At 40.9% G+C, this 20356-nt stretch carries 12 protein-coding genes; all 12 read right to left on the bottom strand.

Annotated features, from left to right (window positions below; all coding sequences use genetic code 11):
- Nucleotides 1–35: 35 nt before the first annotated feature.
- A complete protein-coding gene (locus H6A61_RS02260) occupies nt 36–998 on the bottom strand; it encodes a pectinesterase family protein (RefSeq protein WP_204390611.1) in 963 nt (320 codons plus the stop codon).
- A 141-nt stretch (nt 999–1139) separates the two neighbouring features.
- A complete protein-coding gene (locus H6A61_RS02255; RefSeq protein ID WP_204390610.1) occupies nt 1140–2783 on the bottom strand; it encodes a RagB/SusD family nutrient uptake outer membrane protein in 1644 nt (547 codons plus the stop codon).
- Between the two features lie 20 nt (nt 2784–2803).
- Nucleotides 2804–6067 (bottom strand): SusC/RagA family TonB-linked outer membrane protein, encoded by a 3264-nt coding sequence (locus H6A61_RS02250; RefSeq protein WP_204390609.1) that lies wholly within the window; start codon nt 6065–6067, stop codon nt 2804–2806.
- Between the two features lie 223 nt (nt 6068–6290).
- On the bottom strand, nt 6291–7697 hold the full coding sequence (uxaC, locus tag H6A61_RS02245) for a glucuronate isomerase (protein ID WP_204390608.1): 1407 nt from the start codon (nt 7695–7697) through the stop codon (nt 6291–6293).
- Nucleotides 7698–7714: 17 nt separating this feature from the next.
- The gene (locus H6A61_RS02240) at nt 7715–9160 is read right to left on the bottom strand and encodes an MFS transporter (RefSeq protein ID WP_239469066.1); all 1446 of its coding nucleotides are present in this window, start codon (nt 9158–9160) and stop codon (nt 7715–7717) included.
- Between the two features lie 156 nt (nt 9161–9316).
- On the bottom strand, nt 9317–10816 hold the full coding sequence (locus H6A61_RS02235; RefSeq protein ID WP_430746764.1) for a UxaA family hydrolase: 1500 nt from the start codon (nt 10814–10816) through the stop codon (nt 9317–9319).
- 4 nt (nt 10817–10820) lie between these two features.
- Nucleotides 10821–12263, bottom strand: coding sequence for a tagaturonate reductase (locus H6A61_RS02230; RefSeq protein ID WP_204390606.1), 1443 nt, complete (start codon nt 12261–12263; stop codon nt 10821–10823).
- Between the two features lie 258 nt (nt 12264–12521).
- Entirely contained in the window at nt 12522–14198 is a 1677-nt protein-coding gene (locus tag H6A61_RS02225; RefSeq protein ID WP_204390605.1) for a glycoside hydrolase family 43 protein, read from the bottom strand.
- 25 nt (nt 14199–14223) lie between these two features.
- Complete coding sequence (locus H6A61_RS02220) at nt 14224–15444, bottom strand: DUF4861 domain-containing protein (RefSeq protein WP_204390604.1); 1221 nt, start codon at nt 15442–15444, stop codon at nt 14224–14226.
- A 126-nt stretch (nt 15445–15570) separates the two neighbouring features.
- Nucleotides 15571–17139, bottom strand: coding sequence for a glycoside hydrolase family 28 protein (locus H6A61_RS02215; protein ID WP_204390603.1), 1569 nt, complete (start codon nt 17137–17139; stop codon nt 15571–15573).
- 88 nt (nt 17140–17227) lie between these two features.
- Nucleotides 17228–18652, bottom strand: a complete 1425-nt coding sequence (locus H6A61_RS02210) for a pectate lyase (RefSeq protein ID WP_204390654.1) — start codon at nt 18650–18652, stop codon at nt 17228–17230.
- A 60-nt stretch (nt 18653–18712) separates the two neighbouring features.
- Nucleotides 18713–20290 (bottom strand): pectate lyase family protein, encoded by a 1578-nt coding sequence (locus H6A61_RS02205; protein ID WP_204390602.1) that lies wholly within the window; start codon nt 20288–20290, stop codon nt 18713–18715.
- Nucleotides 20291–20356: the final 66 nt, after the last annotated feature.

Genomic DNA, 20356 nt, shown 5'->3' with positions numbered 1-20356 from the left:
ACGGCGAATTACAAAACTGTCTGTGGACTATTCTTTCAGTTTTCAGAAGGATTCCATGAATCTGAAACAGAATACATATATGAAAAATCATCATACAATCCGGCCTCATCCTTTTTCAGCTTACCGGACCATTTTACACGCCCTTCAGTAGAAGAGCCGTCACCGGTATTACCAAATTCGGCATACCTGGCGGTCTTTTCATTATCCGGATTTCTCCAGTTGTCCCATCCTGCCGGACGGATATGTTTCCCCATTTCGCAACCGATAAACACCGTTGCAGCATACGGACGCCATGGACGTCCCAAATATACTTTAGTCACATTAGCGTCAGCTGTCAATCTGCAATTTTTAAAGACATATCCAACCTTTACATCCTTAGGAGTTGAAGCTGCCGTTATATAGGAATTTCTCTTACTATGAATTATACAATCCAAAAACAAGGCTGTTGACGGGCCGAAAATAAAATCAGTTGTACCCTCAATATAACAATCCTTGAAATACAGACGTGAGTTCGCACGACCGGTATAGACCGTATCCTGATTTCCCAGGAACCGGCAATTTAAGAATCTCAATTTATCTCCCTCCGTATGCAAGGCAACAGCTTGGCCCAACTGTGCAGCATTATTCTCTATAGTAAGATTTCTGAAAGTCAACATTGTACCTTCCACTTTAAGTGTATAAGTTCTGAATGTCCCCATTTTATTGATATTAGCATGATCGTCATATGTTATAACAGTATTACAGACATCCTCACCTATAAACTCAACATTCTGTAGCCACGCCGGAACAACAATTTTCTCCTTATATATACCTTTCTTTATAAAGACTTTTACCTTGTAATCCATAAAAGCCCTTATCCCTTCCAGAGCTTCATTAATTGTACGGTAGTCTCCTGTCCCGTCCCTTGCCACAACTATACTGTCTTTATATTGTTGTGCAGCAAGAATTGAAGAAACAGAAAATACAATAAAACAAATTATAGAAACTATTTTTTTCATAAGTACAATATTTTTTTCGGAGTAATTATACTATACAACTAAAGTCAAGACGTTCTCTTTTTACTAAAATATACCCAGGAATACGTAAATAGTAAACCTGGGTACATATATTTCACTTAAATAATTATACAAATCATCTAATTACCATCCCTCATTCTGGTGACCTTTAAGCGCCGGATTCAACTCAATAGCTGAAAGAGGTATAGGACGTAAATAGAATTTTTCTGTTATCTGACCTGTTGATATGTCAGGGTTATATTTTTCTACGTACTCTGCAAGCTTTCCTGTTCTAGCCAAGTCAGCCCATCTGTGATTCTCGCCAGCCAACTCACGCGCACGCTCATTCAATATATAATCAATATTCATTTCGCTTTCTTGAGCCAAAGTTGCATTTGCTCTGCTTCTGACTATATTCACATATTTCAAAGCTCCTGAAAGATTGTCAGACTTGATACATGCTTCTGCTGCTATAAGATTAGTCTCTGCCAGACGTGCAAGATAAATATCTCGCATAGAAGATGTAGTTGAGAAAACATCCTTACCATTCTCTATATCATCAAACTTACGGAAGCAAGGAAGGCCGAAAATATCTTCTTCCATCTTTGATTCATAGGAAGTAACTACCCCATTATAGTTTTTTCCTTCAGGAAGCAGTTCTATCACTACTGCATCTGCACGAATAGGAAGAGCTGCACGCCAAGAATCGACATTATCCAATTCCCATGACGGACAATAATAATACTTTACAGGACTTACATCTTTTTTTGATTCATCATAAAAATCCCAATAACTCTGACGAAGCTCTGTCATGAATGTTGCCTCATAACGTTTATCCTGTGAAGGATTATCGGTATCGGTATTGAACACTTCATGCATCCACAAAGTAGGCGTGAGAGTGGAAGATGTATATTTGTGTCCGTCGCTGGCATTATTCAAATACGAGCCAAAATGAGCCTGCTGCTTATTGCCACTTTCCTTATCTTCAACTGTAGTCAAATCATAAACAACAGAGAAAAGAACTTCGCTATTACCCTCACCTGCATTACTGAATAAAGTGCTATATTCTGTAGTAAGCGGTTGTCCTGCACCGGCAGCTTCGGCAGCAGATATTGCTTTTACAAAATCCTGCTTGTCATTCGAGATATATCCTCTTGAAAGATATGCTTTCGCGAGATAATGATTGGCAGCACGCTTGTTGAATGTACCGTCTGTAGCCTCAGCAACAAGGTCATCACCTCCTGCTATACTTTCCAGTTCAGAGATAATGTAATTATAAGTATCAAGAGTAGAAGCACGTTCCACACTTTCCAAAATACCACTGACTCGTTCTTTAATCAACGGTACTCCTCCAAACTGTTGTACAAGATTTAAATAATACAATGCTCTAAGACCTCTTGCCTGTGCTACGACATTTTTTCTTGTAGCATCATCATTTCCCCAGTAAATCAATTCATTGGCAAGTGAAATAGCTTTATAATGTTCTGTATAGAAAGTAGTTACAGCATCATTGGCACTTGTATATGCGTTACTGTATAAGTTGCAGACATTAACGCTGGTTCTTCCTGTTGCAAAAAGATCTGTACCTCCTTCAAACAGCCAAGGATCGCCACCATATATGCTACGTAAAGAACTGTAAGCGGCGTTTCTGAGACTTTCGTATCCTTGTGCCGTTCCATAAAACTCAGGTCCCGGAACATTCGATTTCAAGTCCTGATCCAGGAAACTAGAACAACCGGTAAGGGCTGCGAATGATAAAACTGCAGCCAAAGTGTATATCTTTTTCATAATCTTACGTTTTTATAATATTAGAATTTAACATTAAGACCAATCTGATAGCTTATTGAACTTGGTCCACCGGTACCATCAGAAATAGCAGCATCTGCCCATTCCGGATCAAATCCTTTATACTTGGTAAATGTGAAAGGATTCAATACATTGGCATATATTCTCAGATTCTGTATTCCAATCTTATTGATGAGATTCTTAGGGAAAGTATAACCAAGAGTTATATTCTTGATTTTCCAATAAGATGCATCTACATAGCAGTTTGATTCAAACTCCTTATTTTTTCCAGTGTACCATCCTGTACCACCACCATGATTATAGTTCACATCATTGAAAGGATATGGATATGAACCAACAATTGTACTCTCTGCAACCTTGGATGCATCTGAAGTCAAAGAAGCATAATCGCTTCCGTCCCAAGTGTAGTTAAATACCGGCGCTCCTTCAGGAATATAGAAGTCCATAGCCAGCTTATTACGTCCACGGTCTGAATAATCTGTAAATTCCTGCATGAACGGACTTAATACTGTATGTCCTTGTTTTGTATTTACTGTCATTGAGAAATCCCAGTTTTTGTATGTCAATGATGTAGAAATAGTACCAGTCCACTTAGGCATACCCTGACCTATTATCTGACGGTCATCATCATTTATCTTACCGTCCATATTCAGATCTTCGTATGTCATACAGCCTTCAAAATAGCCATACCATTCACTCTTTGTTTTTGTTACTCCGTCAATTGTCAGCTTTTCGTTTGCCATAGCCTGAGTACATATACCTGTCTGCTTCAAATCGTAAGCAACATCAATAGGCTGACCGATGAACCATCTTTGAGCACGCATATCTTCTTTCTTACCCTGAAGTTCAAGAATTTCATTATGATTCATTGCAAAAGTAGCTGTAACATCCCAATAGAAATTCTTAGTCTGTAATAGTATTCCCTTGAGCATTGCTTCCACACCGCGATTTCGTACTTTTCCGACATTAGCAGTCATCTGACCACTTGGAGTTCCCTGTTCCAGAAGAAGCTTCATATCCATAAGCAAATCTCTAGAATCCCTATTATACCAGTCAAATGTACCGGAAATCCTTCCATTCAAGAATGCGAAATCAAGACCTATATTGAATTCATTTGTCTTTTCCCAAGAGAGCAACTCATTTACTACAGACGGGCCGAAACCTTTACCAAATCCTGAATAATAGAGTTGGTTGGCAAGGAACATTGTTTCATAATTACCTACAGAAGCATTATTACCGGTAACACCATAGCTGGCACGGAGTTTCAAATTTGTTATCCATGAAGCATTGTCTTTTATAAAATCTTCTTCACTGATTCGCCATGCAAGAGCTGCAGAAGGGAATACTCCCCAACGATGTCCGTCAAGGAATTTTGAAGATCCATCCCAACGGGTTGATACTGTGGCTAGATATTTTCCCTTATATCCATAATTTACACGGAGAGCATATGATAACATAGTAGCCTTTCCATAGTCACTGGAGACATTATTATAGCTGGCTGCCGAACCAAGATTATACCAGAGTGTTTCAGCATTTACATCTTCACCGGTTATAGCATATTTTTCCGATTCAGTTCCATATACACTGAAAAGAGCCATAGCATTCAAATTATGGTCTTCATTGAATGTTTTTACATAGTTTACCTGAGTATCCCATGTATAGCCGAATGACTGGTTGTTTGTAACGGTAGCTTTTGCCTTTCCAAGGCCTGTATTCTTATCGTATGTACTTGACTGTTCAGAAGACAATCCACCATAATATTCACCTCTTCTACGTGTAGAGAATGTAGGAGAGAATGATGTTTTTATTATTACATCATTTATTGGCTGATACTGTGCGTACATTGTTGCAAGCAGTCTGTAGCCTTTAGTCTTGTCACTTGAATTCATGGCATCCATAATTGGAGATACCGAGCCTGAGAATCCTGCCGGGAAAGCATCACTATATGTCTGTCCAGGAACAAGGTCGTTACCAGGCTGATAGTTCAATTCGCCTGTTGCAGAGTTATAAGGAAGCCAATATGGATTGGCACGGAAAGACTCCTGAACTGCACGCTTAGAGCCGTAGTCATAATTATAAACAGCTATATTTGTAGTCATACCCATTGAAACCTTACTGTTTATCTTTCCATCTACAGCCAGTTTAAGATTATAGCGCTGCATCTCATCGCCCATAACACCATCTTCCTGCTGATATCCCAATCCAGCACGATAAGAGACCTTTTTACCTCCACCTGAGACCTGAATGAAGTGATTTTGTTGTGTACCGTCCTGCAACATCAGATCACTCCAGTCGGTATAATCCTCTGTCAGGAATTGTTCACGTCTTTTTACCGAAATTGCATCCCCTTTATCATTCCATATTGACAACATATTACCAGGAGTAATTTCCAAAGGCAATCTACCGTCAATTATAGATATTGAACCGTCTGTCTTTACAGGTGTTGCATACTTCATATAGCGATATGCTGCCCATTCTGTACCGTCCATAAAATCCGGCATACGAGCTACTGTCTTATATCCGGCATAACCATCATAAGTTACTGTAGTACGCATATCATCACCTACCTTAGCTTGTTTAGTAGTTACAATTACAACACCATTTGTTGCTCTTGAACCATAAATTGCTGTAGAAGACGCATCTTTAAGGATATCGATTTTCTCAATATCAGAAGGATTTAAGAAATTAATATCATCACAAATTACTCCATCTACAACAAACAACGGACTGGTACTGCTACCCAAAGTACTCTTACCACGGATTGCAATATTAAAACTTTCACCAACACGGCTTGATGACTGACTGATATCAACACCTGCCACTTGTCCTTGCAATGACTCCATTACTGTGGATGCACCCTTACCAGCAAGTGCTTTATTGTCAACACTACCTATTGAACCTGTCAAATCTGATTTTTTCTGTACACCATAACCCACAACCACGACTTCGTCAAGCGACTGTGAATCTTCATTCAATATTACCTTAATGTCATCCTGTGAATTTACAGTTATTGTCTGTGTAACATAACCGATAAAAGATACCTGAATCTTGGAACCTGACTGCACATTCAAGCTGAAACGTCCTTCCAAGTCTGTAATAACACCGTTAGTGGTTCCTACTTCTACGACGTTCGCACCAATAATAGGAACATCATAACCATCAACCACAATACCCGTAATCTGTCGTTCCTGTGCAAAAACGACCAAACATAGCATATTCATTATAAGAATAGCAAATGTTCTTCTAGTTAGATTTTTAAAGTTCATAAATGTCTTTTTAATAGTTATTAATTTTATAAAGGCTAGCGATTATGTTACAAAGGTAATGGTAAGCATATTTTTTTATGTGGAATAATAGTTTTATGATGTAGAATATCTGTTCTTTTTATATGTAAAAAATAATCAGCCGGCAAGTATGAATAAGTCATAACTTACTGGCTGATTGTTAATTAATGTAATTCTATCTATGATTTTCTATATAGAGATATTATTAAAGATTCAAATATCTCTTTGCATTGTTATAAGAAATATCGTTGACCATCTGACCGAGGAATTCGATTTCCGATGCAGGCAATTCACCCTTTTCTACATCCTCTCCTATCAGGTTACATAGAATACGGCGGAAGTATTCATGACGTGGATAAGAAAGGAAGCTGCGTGAGTCTGTAAGCATACCTACGAAACGGCTAAGCAATCCAAGTACTGAAAGACAGTTCATCTGTTTCTGCATTCCGTCCTTCTGGTCAAGGAACCACCAGCCTGAACCGAACTGGATCTTACCGGCTACAGGACCTTGCTGGAAGTTACCGATCATTGTACCTATAACTTCATTGTCTGCCGGATTGAGGTTGTAAAGGATGGTCTTTGTCAGCTTGTCTGCTGAATTCAGACGGTCAAGGAACTTGGCCATTGCCTTTGAGGTATTGAACACACCGATTGAATCGAAACCTGTATCAGGGCCTAGTTTTTCGAACATACGTGTGTTGTTATTACGGATAGCTCCGTAGTGGAACTGCTGTGTCCAGCCTTTTTCATTGTCCATTTCGGCAAAGACTACGAGCATTGCAGACTTGAACTTGAGGATTTCCTCGTTTGTAAGTTCCTTGCCTGAATATACCTTGTTGAAGATTGCGTTGATTTCGGCATCTGTATAGTCTTCGGCATAGAATTCTTCGATACCGTGGTCAGACAGACGGCAGCCCATGCTTGCAAAGAAGTCGTGACGGTTCTTCAATGCGTCAACAAGGTCATTGAATGTACTGATTGATACTGAAGAGACTGTAGAAAGTTTCTCAACATAGCTGCGGAAGTTTGCCGCATTCTCAACTGCCATAGCCTTATCCGGACGCCATGTAGGAAGAACCTTTACCTTGAAGCCGCTTTCAGTTATTGTCTTGTGATATTCCAATGTATCTACAGGATCGTCTGTAGTACATACTGTCTCTACATTGTAGCGTTCCATGAACTTGCGGGCTGTATAGTCAGGAGTTGCAAGTTTTGCGTTACATTCATCGAATATCTCACGTGCTGTCTTCGGAGAAAGAAGCTTGTCGATACCGAAGGCTGTCTTCAGTTCAAGATGACTCCAGTGGTAAAGAGGGTTTCTCATTGTGTAAGGGATTGTCTCAGCCCATTTTTCGAACTTCTCCCAGTCTGAAGTTGACTTTCCTGTGATATATTCCTCATCCACCCCGTTTGTTCTCATGGCTCTCCACTTATAGTGGTCACCGCCAAGCCAGATTTCCGTGATTGAAGAGAATTTATAGTCATCCGCTATCTTCTTTGGTTCAAGATGGCAGTGATAGTCGATTATCGGATTATGTTTTGCAAAATTGTGATACAGATACTTCGCTGTGTCCGAATACAACAGGAAGTCATCATCCATAAAATTTCTCATAATTAGTATGTTTTTGGTTATTTCTTAACGTCTGATGTCAAACTCTTGACTGCAAACCAGCTTAATATATAAGCTACTGATGCTACAAGGAATACTATCATATAGCCTGCCTGGATTCCTTCGAAACCGAAGAAAGACATATTGCTCTCGCGTGAATATGTGAACAGGATACCTGAACCCTGGTTGAAAAGGAAGCTTCCAAGACCACCGACCATACCGGCAAGGCCTGTAAGTGTGGCAACTACTGATTTTGGGAACAAGTCACTTACAAGAGAATACGCGTTAGCGCTCCAGCTCTGGTGTGCGGCACCGATGATACCGATGATGATTATAGGATACCAGCATGAGTGTACTCCAAGGAATGGTGCTACTATACCCAACAGAGGGAATAGCGAATAAACGAACATTGATGATATACGGCCGCCGAACGGAGTAAGTCCTTTCTTGTTCACAAGGAACGTAGGAAGATATCCTCCGACGATTGAGAGCATGGTGATGAGATAAAGTGTGAATATCAGCAACATACCCATGAAAGAGTCTGAGCTGTAGCCATAGATATCTTTCACATACGCAGGTGCCCAGAACAGGAAGAACCACCATACGCCTTCAGGAAGGAAACGTGAAGCAAATATAGCCCATGTATGACGATAGGTGAAATACTTGAAGATATTTACCTTTTCCTTCGGCTCTTCTGTCGGTTTTGTCTCATTCTCCGCCTTATTCTCATCCTGACGTATATAGTCAAGCTCAAGCTTGTTCATACGCTTATTGTTGTCCGGTGCCTCGTATGTCTTGAGCCATATACCCAGCCATACGAAACCGAGGAGACCGATAATGAGGAATGACATTTCCCATCCCCAGAAACGGGCTATCACAGGAATTGTGAACGGAGCGAGCATAGCTCCAATCTGTGAGCCTGAATTGAAAAGGCTGGTGGCAAAGGCACGGTCTTTCTGAGGGAAATAGGCGGAAATGGTCTTGTTGGCACAAGGGAAGTTTCCTGCCTCACCGGCTGCAAGAATACATCTTGCTATAAGGAAAAGCCACATGCTCACGGTTGATATACCCATCATCGCGGTACCGGCATTGCGGGCTATTTCTATATGTTCACGCGCTCCTGCAAATGTCAGAGTCCAGCTGTCAAGCACTATTCCGGCAGTAGCGATACCGCAAAATGCATGAAGACAGGCACCGAGAGACCAGAGGGCGATGGCCCATGAATAGCCTTTCTTGATTCCAAGATAATCGACTGTCCTTCCTGCAAAGAACATCGCGATGGAATATACAAAGGAGAAGCATCCGGTGATGGTACCGTAATGAACGTCAGTCCAGCCGAATTCAGGAGAGATGAAGTCTTTCCATGTAAGAGAAAGAACCTGACGGTCAAGATAGTTTACCGTGGTTGCAAAGAACAGCATCGCACATACATACCAGCGGTAATTGGTCATTTTATTATTGTTCATTTATGTCAATTAAGAATTAAAAATTAAAAATTAAGAATTGGTTATCAGTTATTAGTTGTTGGTTGTTAGTTATTAGTTGTTAGACTAGCATCCAAATGGCAACCTTGTCAACTCGTCAACTTGTCCACTTGTCAACTAAAAACTGACAACTCAATATTAAAGTATTACACCGGTCTTGAATATGGATATCTCACGGTAATTGTTTATCTCGTTCTTTACATATGAACCGGAGCAGGCCGATATGACAAAGTTGAAGAACTCGTCAAGCACCTCTTCCTTGCTCTTGCCTTCCACCAAAACACCTGCATTGAAGTCCATCCAGCGTGTCTTGCGGTTATAGAGGTTTGAGTTGGTAGAAATCTTTGCCGTTGGCACGAATGTTCCGAATGGCGTTCCGCGGCCTGTAGTGAAAAGTACCATATGGCAGCCGGCGGAAGCAAGTGCCGTACTTGCAACGAGGTCATTGCCCGGAGCGCTCAGAAGGTTCAGTCCGTGAGCCGAGATACGGTCACCGTATTCCAGCACGTCAATCACTGCACTGGAGCCTGATTTCTGTGTACAGCCTAGGGATTTCTCTTCAAGAGTAGAGATACCTCCAGCCTTGTTGCCCGGTGACGGATTTTCATATATCACCTGGTCGTTCTTTATGAAGTAGTTCTTGAAGTTGTTTATCAGACTGACTGTCTTATGGAAAGTTTCCTCGTCCCTGCAGCGATCCATGAGGATTGTCTCTGCACCGAACATCTCAGGCACTTCTGTCAGAACGCATGTACCGCCGTATGAAACAAGACGGTCGGAGAACAGACCTAGCAACGGGTTGGCTGTGATACCTGAGAAGCCGTCTGAGCCACCACATTTAAGTCCTATTCTCAGCTTTGATACTGGCTGTTCTGTTCTTACGTCTTTCTTTACATTCTCATAGAGGCCCATAAGGATTTCCATACCTGCAGTGATCTCATCCTCCACTTTCTGACATTCGAGGAATTTCACACGCTCACTGTCATACTCGCCGAGCATTGTACTGAAAGCAGGAACCTGATTGTTCTCGCATCCAAGTCCCAATACCAACACGCCTCCTGCATTAGGATGAAGAACCATATCGCGCAGTATCTTGCGTGTATTCTCGTGGTCTTCCGACAGCTGCGAGCAGCCCCAGTTGTGTGTATAGGCATGGATACCGTCAAAATTGTCGGCTTTATCACCAGCTGTCCTTTCGTTGAACAGCTTGACAAGTTCGTTTGCCACCCCGTTCACACAGCCTACTGTAGGAACAATCCATATCTCGTTACGGATTCCGACATCGCCGTTCTTCCTTTCATAACCCTTGAAATAGACCATACCTTCCGACTTGCATGAGTGTACCTCTGCGGGATTGTATGTATAGTCCTTGATCTCGCCAAGAAGCGTACGGATATATTTCTCGTTTATAAGGCTTCCTGCAGCTCTGTCTTCCTTGAGCGAACCGATAGGGAAACCGTATTTCACCACCACATCTCCTGTATGAAAATCCTGAAGCGCTATCTTGTGTCCGGCAGGAACATCATCCTTCAGGATAATGCTACGTCCGTCAACAACGATTTCTGTACCGGCAGCAAGATCGGACAACGCCACTACGACGTTGTCCTTACTGTTTATATGAAGTATATTTTCCATCAGGGATTTATTTTACATATTCCTTCACCATTTCATACATGCCTTTCTCTTCAATTCCCTTAAGCATATCTGCTACCATATCTGTCAGGCCAGGGATATTGTTGAGGTTTTCTTCCCATACAAAGTCTGCCGCCAATACCTTTTCTGCTACTGCATGAAGGTCGGACAGAGTCCATGCGTTCTTCACGTATTCCACGATTTCAGGAGCGTCGTTCGGAACGATTTCAGCACCGTCGGCACGTTTTCCGCCCTTGTAATATACGATAAGCGCAGCAAGACCGAGAACGATTCCGTATGGAAGTTCACCCTTGCGGCTTAGATATTCCTTAACCGAAGGAAGATCGCGTGCTGTGAACTTAGGGAATGCGTTAAGCATGATTGATGTAACCTGGTGGTCAACAAAAGGATTCTCGAAGCGTTCGAGTACGCTTGCCGCAAATGCCTTGAGTTCGTCTTCCGGAAGGTTTAGTGTCTGCATGAGCTCTTCATACATAGCTTTGCGGATATACTTGCCGATAACCTCATCCTTGCATGCATCGCGCACAATATCAATACCTGAAAGATATGTGATAGGAGAAAGGATTGTATGTGTTCCGTTAAGTAATGTCACCTTACGTTCGTGGTATGGTTTTTCTGACGGTACGAACAATACGTTCAGACCTGCCTTGTTTGCAGGGAATTCCGCTGCTACGCTTTCAGGTGCTTCGATTACCCAAAGGTGGAATGCCTCGCCCTGAACAACCAGGTTGTCATCATAACCGAGGTGTTCCTTGATTTCGTTGATGGTCTTTCTTGGAAATCCCGGAACGATACGGTCAACAAGTGTAGCGTAAACGCCGCAAGCCTGTTCGAACCATGTCTTGAATTCTTCGCCTAGGTTCCAGAGTTCGATATACTGATAGATTGTTTCCTTCAGCTTGTGACCGTTCAGGAATATAAGCTCGCATGGGAAGATTATCAGACCTTTGTCCATAGCACCGTTGAAGAACTTGTAACGGTGATAGAGGAGCTGTGTAAGTTTTGCAGGATATGAGCTTGGAGGAGTATCCTCAAGACGGCATGCAGGATCGAATGCGATACCGGCTTCTGTTGTATTGGAAATGACAAATCTCATCTCCGGCTGTTCTGCCAGTGAAAGATATGACTGGTATTCTGTATAAGGGTTAAGGCAGCGGCTGATTACATCAATGAGTCTGTATGAATTGATTACCTCGCCTTTTTCAAGTCCCTGGAGGTTTACATGGTAAAGACCATCCTGGGCATTGATCATATCTATCATTCCTTTATCGATAGGCTGTACAACTACTACGCTGCTGTTGAAATCTGTCTTTTCATTCATATTGGAGATTATCCAATCAACAAAACATCTAAGGAAATTTCCTTCACCAAACTGAATGATGCGTTCAGGACGAACAACCTTGACGGCTGTCTCTTTATTTAATGCTTTCATAATGTAAAGATATTAAATTGTATTATTATAGTGTTTATTCATATCCGCAAAATTATCCATATAGCACTAATATCATGTGTAATAATCGTTATTTCTCATGTAATTTTTGTTACTTTCATATTCTTCTGCCACTATATGCCATAATGCTGATATATGTATATAAAAAAACAGAGATGTATCTATAAAAAATACACCTCTGCCATAAAATAAACCAATCTTAATCAGAGTCCCATCTGTAAGACATGGAACTCAACCTTTCTATTTTGTAATTTTGAACCAGTCAACATCAGTCCATCCGCCATCATTTGTGACAATAGCAGGACGTGTACAGAACATACCGACTTTGGCACCTATCCACTTACCTTCCTTTGCCTGGAAACTATTGCCCAGTTTCTTATATTTTTTTCCGTCCAGGCTATAACTGAAATCACACATCACGACAAGATCATGTCCGCCTTCACTCTTGGCAATTTTCTTATCATCGCAACTGAATTTAACACGAAGATATACCGTGCTGTCAGACAGGGCAACTGTAGCGTTTTTAGTTTCAGGTGTACCCTTATCGGCTCTCTTACATTCAACCTGCGAAAGTTCCAGTCCTTTTTCAGTATTTTCAATAATCAAACCTGAATAATCAAATCCCATTACAACCAAACCTGTACGTTCTCCCTTATATTTAGCAGAAGGAGTGAACGTCATTTTCATTGTAGCTGTAAAATTCTTTGCAGGAGTTTTCTGAAGCAACAGATTTGCTACATCCCACAAGTTTTTATAATTATCTACCACAGGATAAGAATACAAACGTACAATACTCTTGTCGCCTGCATAATAAGCCCACTTCTCGTTTATATTAGCATGCCATTGCCATTGTGGCGAAAGGGTAAATCCGTCAAAATCGTCACTTTCCTGTGGAGTACATATCGGATAAGTTTTTCCTACATTCGGCTTCTTATAAGTAGAAACAGGCTCACCACATCCGTCTCCATCCTTATCTGTTCCTATAACAGGCCAACCATCCTTCCATATCATTGGCTGCAAATGAACAAGACGACCGTATGCACCGACATCCTGAAAATGAAGGAACCAGTCTTCACCTGTCTGCGTATCAACCCACGCTCCCTGATGAGGTCCGTTAACTTCTGTATCTCCTTGAGCCAACACTGTTCTCCATTCATATGGTCCATATACATTCTTCGAACGCAGAACTACCTGCCAACCAGTTGGAACTCCTCCTGCCGGATGGAAGATATAATAATATCCGTTTTTCTTATAAAACTTAGGTCCCTCACAAGTTTCATGTGCTTCATGACCATCGAATATGATACGTGACTGAGTAATAGCCTTATCAGCCTCAGCATTGAGTTCGCACACAGCAATCACACTTTTCAGTCCGGCACGACTTCCGGCATAAGCATGCACCATATAGACCTTACCATCTTCATCCCACAACGGACAAGTATCAATTATTCCTTTACCAGCCTTAACCAATACAGGTTCAGACCATGGTCCTTTCGGATCTTTTGCCTTAACCATAAAAGCTCCCTGATCAGGGTCTCCCCAAAAGATATAAAATTCTCCATTATGATGACGTATGCTAGGAGCCCATACACGATTACCATGTTCCGGCCTTTCAGGCATCTGTACAGGAGCCAGTTCGTATGGCACTGCCGCTCCTATTATAGTCCAATTGACCAGGTCCTTGGAATGAAGAATTTGAAGTCCAGGCAAACAATTGAAGCTGGAAGATGTCATATAATAATCATCGCCTACTCTACAAGCGTCAGGATCGGAATAATCGGCATACAAAACCGGATTTTTGTATTTTCCGTTTCCTAAATCAGATACCCACACCTGAGAAACATATTCAGTGTTTTGTGCAATAACAGGCATGACAGACAAAGCAACCATGCCGATAACAGTCTTTAAAATGCTCATGGTATTAAATCTATATATCAAAAAGTTAATAAATTATCTTCACTTCTACAGGATTCTCAAGTTCCTTTTTCCATTCATTCATATATCCGAACCATGAATCTGAATTTTCAAAGCCGAATTTTTCCTTTCTGGAAGTAAACATTGTATAATATCTGAAAGATGTTTCACCTACTGCTGATATAGTATAAAGGAAGTTATCCTTATCGCTCACCTCCTGCTTTACATACTTCCTTGGAATAAAAGTAGCAATACCAACTGTTTCCTTTGCATATTTAACCGTATCAGTCACAGGCCAGTGTCGCCCCCAACTGCCAACAAGTCCTTTATGATCTGAATAAGAGACAGTTTCTGTTCCCATTATATTCTGAACACCTGTACAAAATATTTCTTTCTGCAAAGGACTGTCGAAATACGTATCAACTATCAGATCCCTGTGTCCGGCATACAAAGTATATCTGTTTGTCATATTCAGCAATGAGCCTTGATACTCCCATCCTTCCACTTTTACTTCTGCAATGACACGAACCGGCCCTTTAGCAAGAATTCGTTCAGTCCTAAAAGCAACAGGCTCAATATGAATAGCCTTCTCTCCATTCCATCCTTTCAAAGCTCCTACTCCACAGCTGTTCCCTACCATAAGAACATCATCACCAAACCCCTTTGCCAGCTGTTCATCATTAGGATAGAACTTGCTTTCTTCAAGTTCCAGTCCATTGTCAAACTTTCCATACGGATCGACAGTCTGTTTCGCATTGAAATAAATACGATATCCCACAAGCTCAGACTCGAACATCGGTCCATGACCATGAATCATATTATAGAAATTAACGTCACCCGGAACCGTCACAGAACGTATCTCGGCATGTTTTCCTTTCTTTGTATCACGTGCAAGCATCGTAGCAAATACACGTTGAGGATACTGTCTGACAATCCTTTCGCTATTCAGTTCGATTTCTATACGTTTTGTTCCGTTTGCCGGCATATCTACCACAAACGCCAGTTCATCCGGAACATAATCAGTATCCATATCATCCAATTGCGAAGGAATCTCCTTCATACTATCCATAACCTTAGCTGAACGGACGGTGAACCCTGCACGTAAGTCATCAATCTTCACACATACAGGGACATCCTTCAAATCCTTATCCAATCCGTTTTTCAACTCCAAGGAAACAGTTTTTACAGATTGTCCCATAAGAGAAGCACTACACAACGCCATAAGGAAAAGACATAACTTTGTTTTCATAATAAATACGACATTTAAAAATATTGCTCTTTGCACCCGAATTTAAGCAATAAGAACGCAAAGAGCAAATTATAAAACCACATTATTATAAATATCCCGAAAACACAAACAACAGTTTATTAATTTTCAATTATGGAACTCTTCACCATTAACCTTGACATTCTTGGCAAATCTAACCTTCAACACTTCGCCTTCTGTCTCTACGTTTGCATTATCTATAGTTACATTCTCAGCCTGGCTGATTACAATACCGGCTTTGGCATTAGTAATCTGCACATCCTTTATGTCGATATTTCTAATAGGCATTTCAGGAAGTCCGTTAAAGAACATTGCACGTCCTACTCCATTGGCTGTTATACCTGAAATGTAGATATCGCGGAAAGCAGGAGTCTTTTCTGTCACAGGAGGTATTTCTGTCTTCATGCGGGCTATCAATTCTTCTTCTGTCTCCTCACCAGCACCCTTACCACCGTAGAACAGATCAAACAGCAATGCTTCGTGAGGTATATCTATCATATTGATATTGTGGATATGAATATTCTCCACTACACCGCCACGACCTCTGGTACTCTTGAAGCGTAAACCGACATCTGTACCAAGGAAAGTACAGTCCGAAACATATATATTCTTTACTCCACCAGACATTTCACTTCCCACTACAAAACCACCATGTCCGTGAAGAACAACATTATTCTTAACAATAACATTCTGACATGGTTCGCCACGTTTACGTCCATCCTCGTCTTTTCCTGATTTTATACATATCGCATCATCACCGGCATCAAAAACATTGTTGATGATCAATGCATAATTACATGATTCCAGATCGAGAGCATCACCATTCTGCGAATACCAAGGATTGAATACCTTGACATCCTTTATAGTGATATGTTCGCATGAAAGCGGATGCAGACACCAGCTTGGAGAATTCTTGAAAGTCACACCTTCAAGAAGAACCTTCTTGCTTTTTACTATATTAAGCAATACAGGACGCAGCCAAGGACGAATTTCATTCCATTCTTCATCTGTTTCAATACCTTCAGGATTATTAAATTCCTTGCATGCCTTTGCACCTTTCAAAGAACCTGCAGTGGGATACCAGACATCATTCTCAACCACTCCACCTGATGCAAGCAACGATTTCCATTGTGATGCAGTCATTTTGCCTTTCTTTACAGGACGCCAACTGTCGCCGGAGCCATCGAATACCCCGTATCCTGTTATAGCTATATTCTCAGCATTCCATGCAGATATAGGCGACTGACAACGACGTGTTTCCAATCCTTCGAATGATGTTTCAAGTATAGGATAAGCATTGAAATCATCAGTAAACAATATCAACGAATTCTGTTCTGTATAAAGATTTACATTACTCTTCAGCTCGATAGGCCCTGTCAACCATAAGCCGGCAGGTATAACAACCTTACCACCACCTTTAGAATTAACGTCCTTAATGGCATTGTTTATCGCCTCTGTATTCAGTGTCTTACCATCGGCAACAGCTCCAAAGTCAGTAATATTTACAGAATATTCCGGGAAAACCGGCTGTTCCACCTGTTGCATTTCAAAAGGCAAACCTTCGTAAACGCCTTCGTCAATGACACTCTCCAATTTTTGCATTTCGTTTTTTTGTGCACATGCGACAGGCAATAAAGCCATAGCAAACACGAAAAGGTTTTTAAGCGTTGTTTTCATTCCTGATAATTAGTTTAAGTTTATCGCAAAATTAGGCTATAACCGACATTTTTTTGTGTATTAATTGATAATATATGTGTACTTTTAGTTATAATCCAGGGAATAAATGTTCTACCAGTCCATTAATATATAATTCCAGATTAGTATATGAAGAATCAAGACTGTATATAGCCCCATCTTTCGGATCATTAGGATTCAATCCGTTCTTTTTCTCCCATTCGTCTGGAATACCATCTCCGTCCGAATCAATAGGAGCAGTAGTCTGTCTGTATTCTCCCCAACCTCCGACATCTGACGGTTGGTCAATCATTCCGTTAGTACTGCCATGAGAACCTTCAAACGTATAAGTACCCTCTTTAGCTTCCCTTACTATACGTTCATCATGAGAGTCACGACGTAAAGATGCTCCGGCATATTTTAGGACAGAAACAAAAGCGTCACTGGCTGACTGCAAAGAACTATGTTCTGCAATCATGAAAGGACTCTTGGCCAATACCTCACCTGCTGGAGCAAAATCATTCTTGATTATCAGTCCTAAAGAATTATCCTTATTTACAAGCTTTATATCCTTGCACTGTTTATCAGATAACTTAGGACATGTAGGGTCAATGTAATTACCCTTGAAAAAGAATACACCATGAACACCTTTCACATTATTATTCTTTCCATCATCGGCATACGCCGTAAACAAACGTTTGTATGATGGTTTTGTAGCTGTGAATGGCCCCGGTTTATAATAATTGTTTATAAAATTATACGAACCTCCCTCGCCGGCATACGCTCCGTCACTACCATAATTATAAATCACATTATTAAACAGTTCCACTTTTTCCTCGTCAGGTTTTCCAGTGTAGCGGCTACCGCAAAGTCGAGGAGTACGGTTAGTATGATGGGCTAGAAGATTATGGTGGAAAGAAGCTCCTTGTCCTCCCCAGATTCCACCATAGCCGTGAGCGCCTTTTTCATGAATTGAGTTTGCCAGACTTTCACTTAAGATGCACCACTGCAAAGTGAAATTGCTGTTATTATAGAACGTAGCACACTCATCGGTGCTCCAACTTGCAGAACAATGGTCTATTATTATATTCTTGTGATACTTGAATCCATTCATGGCATCGTCGCCTTTCTGAACGATATCAGCTCCCATACGTGAACGTATAAATCTCACTATCACATTGTCGGCCTGAATTCCGAAAGTATAGTTTTTCAAGCATATACCATCACCTGGGGCAGTCTGGCCTGCTATAGTCACATCACCGTTTGAGATTTTCAGCGGGCTCTTCAACCCAATTATACCGCTCACTGCAAAGACAATAGTACGCGGACCCTTCTTGTTGACCGCCCAGCGCAATGTTCCTTCCGATCCATCGTCATCCAGCGATGTTACAGTATAAACAGTTCCACCTGCACCACCTGTTGTATATTTACCGGCACCATCTGCACCAGGAAAAGCCGGGACCTTTGTTCTGTCAGGAGTCGGATAAGAATTTGCCATAGAAACAGACATTGTCATCACATTAAGACAAAGCAAACCAAACAGACCTCTAAAAATGCCTTTCCAAATCATAACTTTTTATTTTTGTATTAAATATAAATCTTCAACAATACTATTATAATAAACCTCAAGGTTAGTATATTCTTTACTTAAGTTATATTTTGAACTATCGTCCTTATTTTTATCAAGTCCATGTTCATCCTCCCATGAATCAGGCATCCCGTCTTTGTCAGAATCTTCCAAAGCAGTTCCGCCATCATAGACAGGCCATCCGCCAACATCTTCCGCACTATCTATTATACCGTTTGTACTTCCATTGCTGCCATTTGCTGTAAAATTGCCTTTAAGAACATTATCCACAATTCTTTTATCAACAGCATCACGTTTTAAAGAGGCCCCCGACAATGACAACACACTATTATATGCATCATTGGCCAATTGTGTTATTTCACCAACATCCGAAGATATTTCAAACTCTTTATCCGACTGAATCTCAGACTTATCATTATTAGGTAAAGGAACATCATCTGTAACCCTTGGATGCAATCCTTCCCAATTATCAGAGTTTACCTTAACAATCAGCGATTTCATATCATCCGTCATATACGGACATGTATCATCAAATAAATTGCCTTTCAGACAGAACTTACCCCACACTCCTTTCTTGTTTTTCTGTGTGCCGTCATCTCCGTTAGGCTGAAAAATCCGGTTGACAAGTCCTTTCTTTGTTGATGTTGAAGGCCCCGGTTTATAATAGTTATTTATAAAATTATAATAGCCACCTTCGCCTGCATATCCTCCATTAGTAGGGCCCCAGTTATAGAATACATTATTCCTTATATCCACCATTTCATCATCAGGATTTCCAGTAAAACGGCTTCCGCACAATCTAGGAGTACGGCTGCTATGATGAGCAATCAGGTTATGATGGAATGTTGCGTGATTTCCTCCCCATATGCCTCCATATCCATGAGCTCCTTTATCATGCAAGGAACGTGCAAGGCTTTCGCTTATTATACACCACTGCATAGTGAAGTCAGAGTTATCGTAGAATGACGAACATTCATCTGTACTCCAGCTCATAGAGCAATGGTCTATTATTATATTACTATGCCCCTTACCCCACATTGCATCAGCTCCATCTGCCTCATCGGCTGTCAGTTTATCAGACCCCATACGACATCTTATAAATCTTATTATCACATTATCAGTCTTTATAGAAACCGGATGTCCTTTTAAACATATACCGTCACCGGGGGCTGTCTGTCCTGCAATAGTAAGATTTCCATTTCTGATTGCCAGTTCACTTTCCAGTTCGATAATACCACCTACAGCAAATACAATGGTACGGCTACCTGTTTGATTGACAGCCCAGCGCAATGTTCCCTGCGAACCATCATCTTTCAAGGAATTCACTATCAACACTTTTCCACCGGCACCACCAACCGTATAAGCACCGGCTCCGTATGCACCAGGAAATGATTTTATTTTTGTTCTGTCTGGAGCTTGATAATCAGGCAAATCAGAGGTTCCATCATCTGAGTTATTATCATCAGCAGGAATATCTATACCATCATTACCCAATTTAGGATTATTGCTAGAACAAGATAATCCCACAAACATAAAACAAAATATAATAATAGACAACTTTGCCATAACTATAACTATTTATAAGTAAAAAGGGATATGCCAACCGACATATCCCTTGTCGCTAATTATAAA

Source organism: Bacteroides caecigallinarum, from assembly GCF_016901995.1.
Taxonomy (GTDB): domain Bacteria; phylum Bacteroidota; class Bacteroidia; order Bacteroidales; family Bacteroidaceae; genus Phocaeicola; species Phocaeicola cellulolyticus.
This window is presented reverse-complemented; position numbering and strand designations above follow the sequence as displayed.

Excerpts from the sequence above, each read along its gene's own strand:
- H6A61_RS02260 (WP_204390611.1), bottom strand. The coding sequence starts at position 998 with ATGAAAAAAATAGTTTCTATAATTTGTTTTATTGTATTTTCTGTTTCT.
- H6A61_RS02255 (WP_204390610.1), bottom strand. The coding sequence starts at position 2,783 with ATGAAAAAGATATACACTTTGGCTGCAGTTTTATCATTCGCAGCCCTT.
- H6A61_RS02250 (WP_204390609.1), bottom strand. The coding sequence starts at position 6,067 with ATGAACTTTAAAAATCTAACTAGAAGAACATTTGCTATTCTTATAATG.
- uxaC (WP_204390608.1), bottom strand. The coding sequence starts at position 7,697 with ATGAGAAATTTTATGGATGATGACTTCCTGTTGTATTCGGACACAGCG.
- H6A61_RS02240 (WP_239469066.1), bottom strand. The coding sequence starts at position 9,160 with ATGAACAATAATAAAATGACCAATTACCGCTGGTATGTATGTGCGATG.
- H6A61_RS02230 (WP_204390606.1), bottom strand. The coding sequence starts at position 12,263 with ATGAAAGCATTAAATAAAGAGACAGCCGTCAAGGTTGTTCGTCCTGAA.
- H6A61_RS02225 (WP_204390605.1), bottom strand. The coding sequence starts at position 14,198 with ATGAGCATTTTAAAGACTGTTATCGGCATGGTTGCTTTGTCTGTCATG.
- H6A61_RS02220 (WP_204390604.1), bottom strand. The coding sequence starts at position 15,444 with ATGAAAACAAAGTTATGTCTTTTCCTTATGGCGTTGTGTAGTGCTTCT.
- H6A61_RS02215 (WP_204390603.1), bottom strand. The coding sequence starts at position 17,139 with ATGAAAACAACGCTTAAAAACCTTTTCGTGTTTGCTATGGCTTTATTG.
- H6A61_RS02210 (WP_204390654.1), bottom strand. The coding sequence starts at position 18,652 with ATGACAATGTCTGTTTCTATGGCAAATTCTTATCCGACTCCTGACAGA.
- H6A61_RS02205 (WP_204390602.1), bottom strand. The coding sequence starts at position 20,290 with ATGGCAAAGTTGTCTATTATTATATTTTGTTTTATGTTTGTGGGATTA.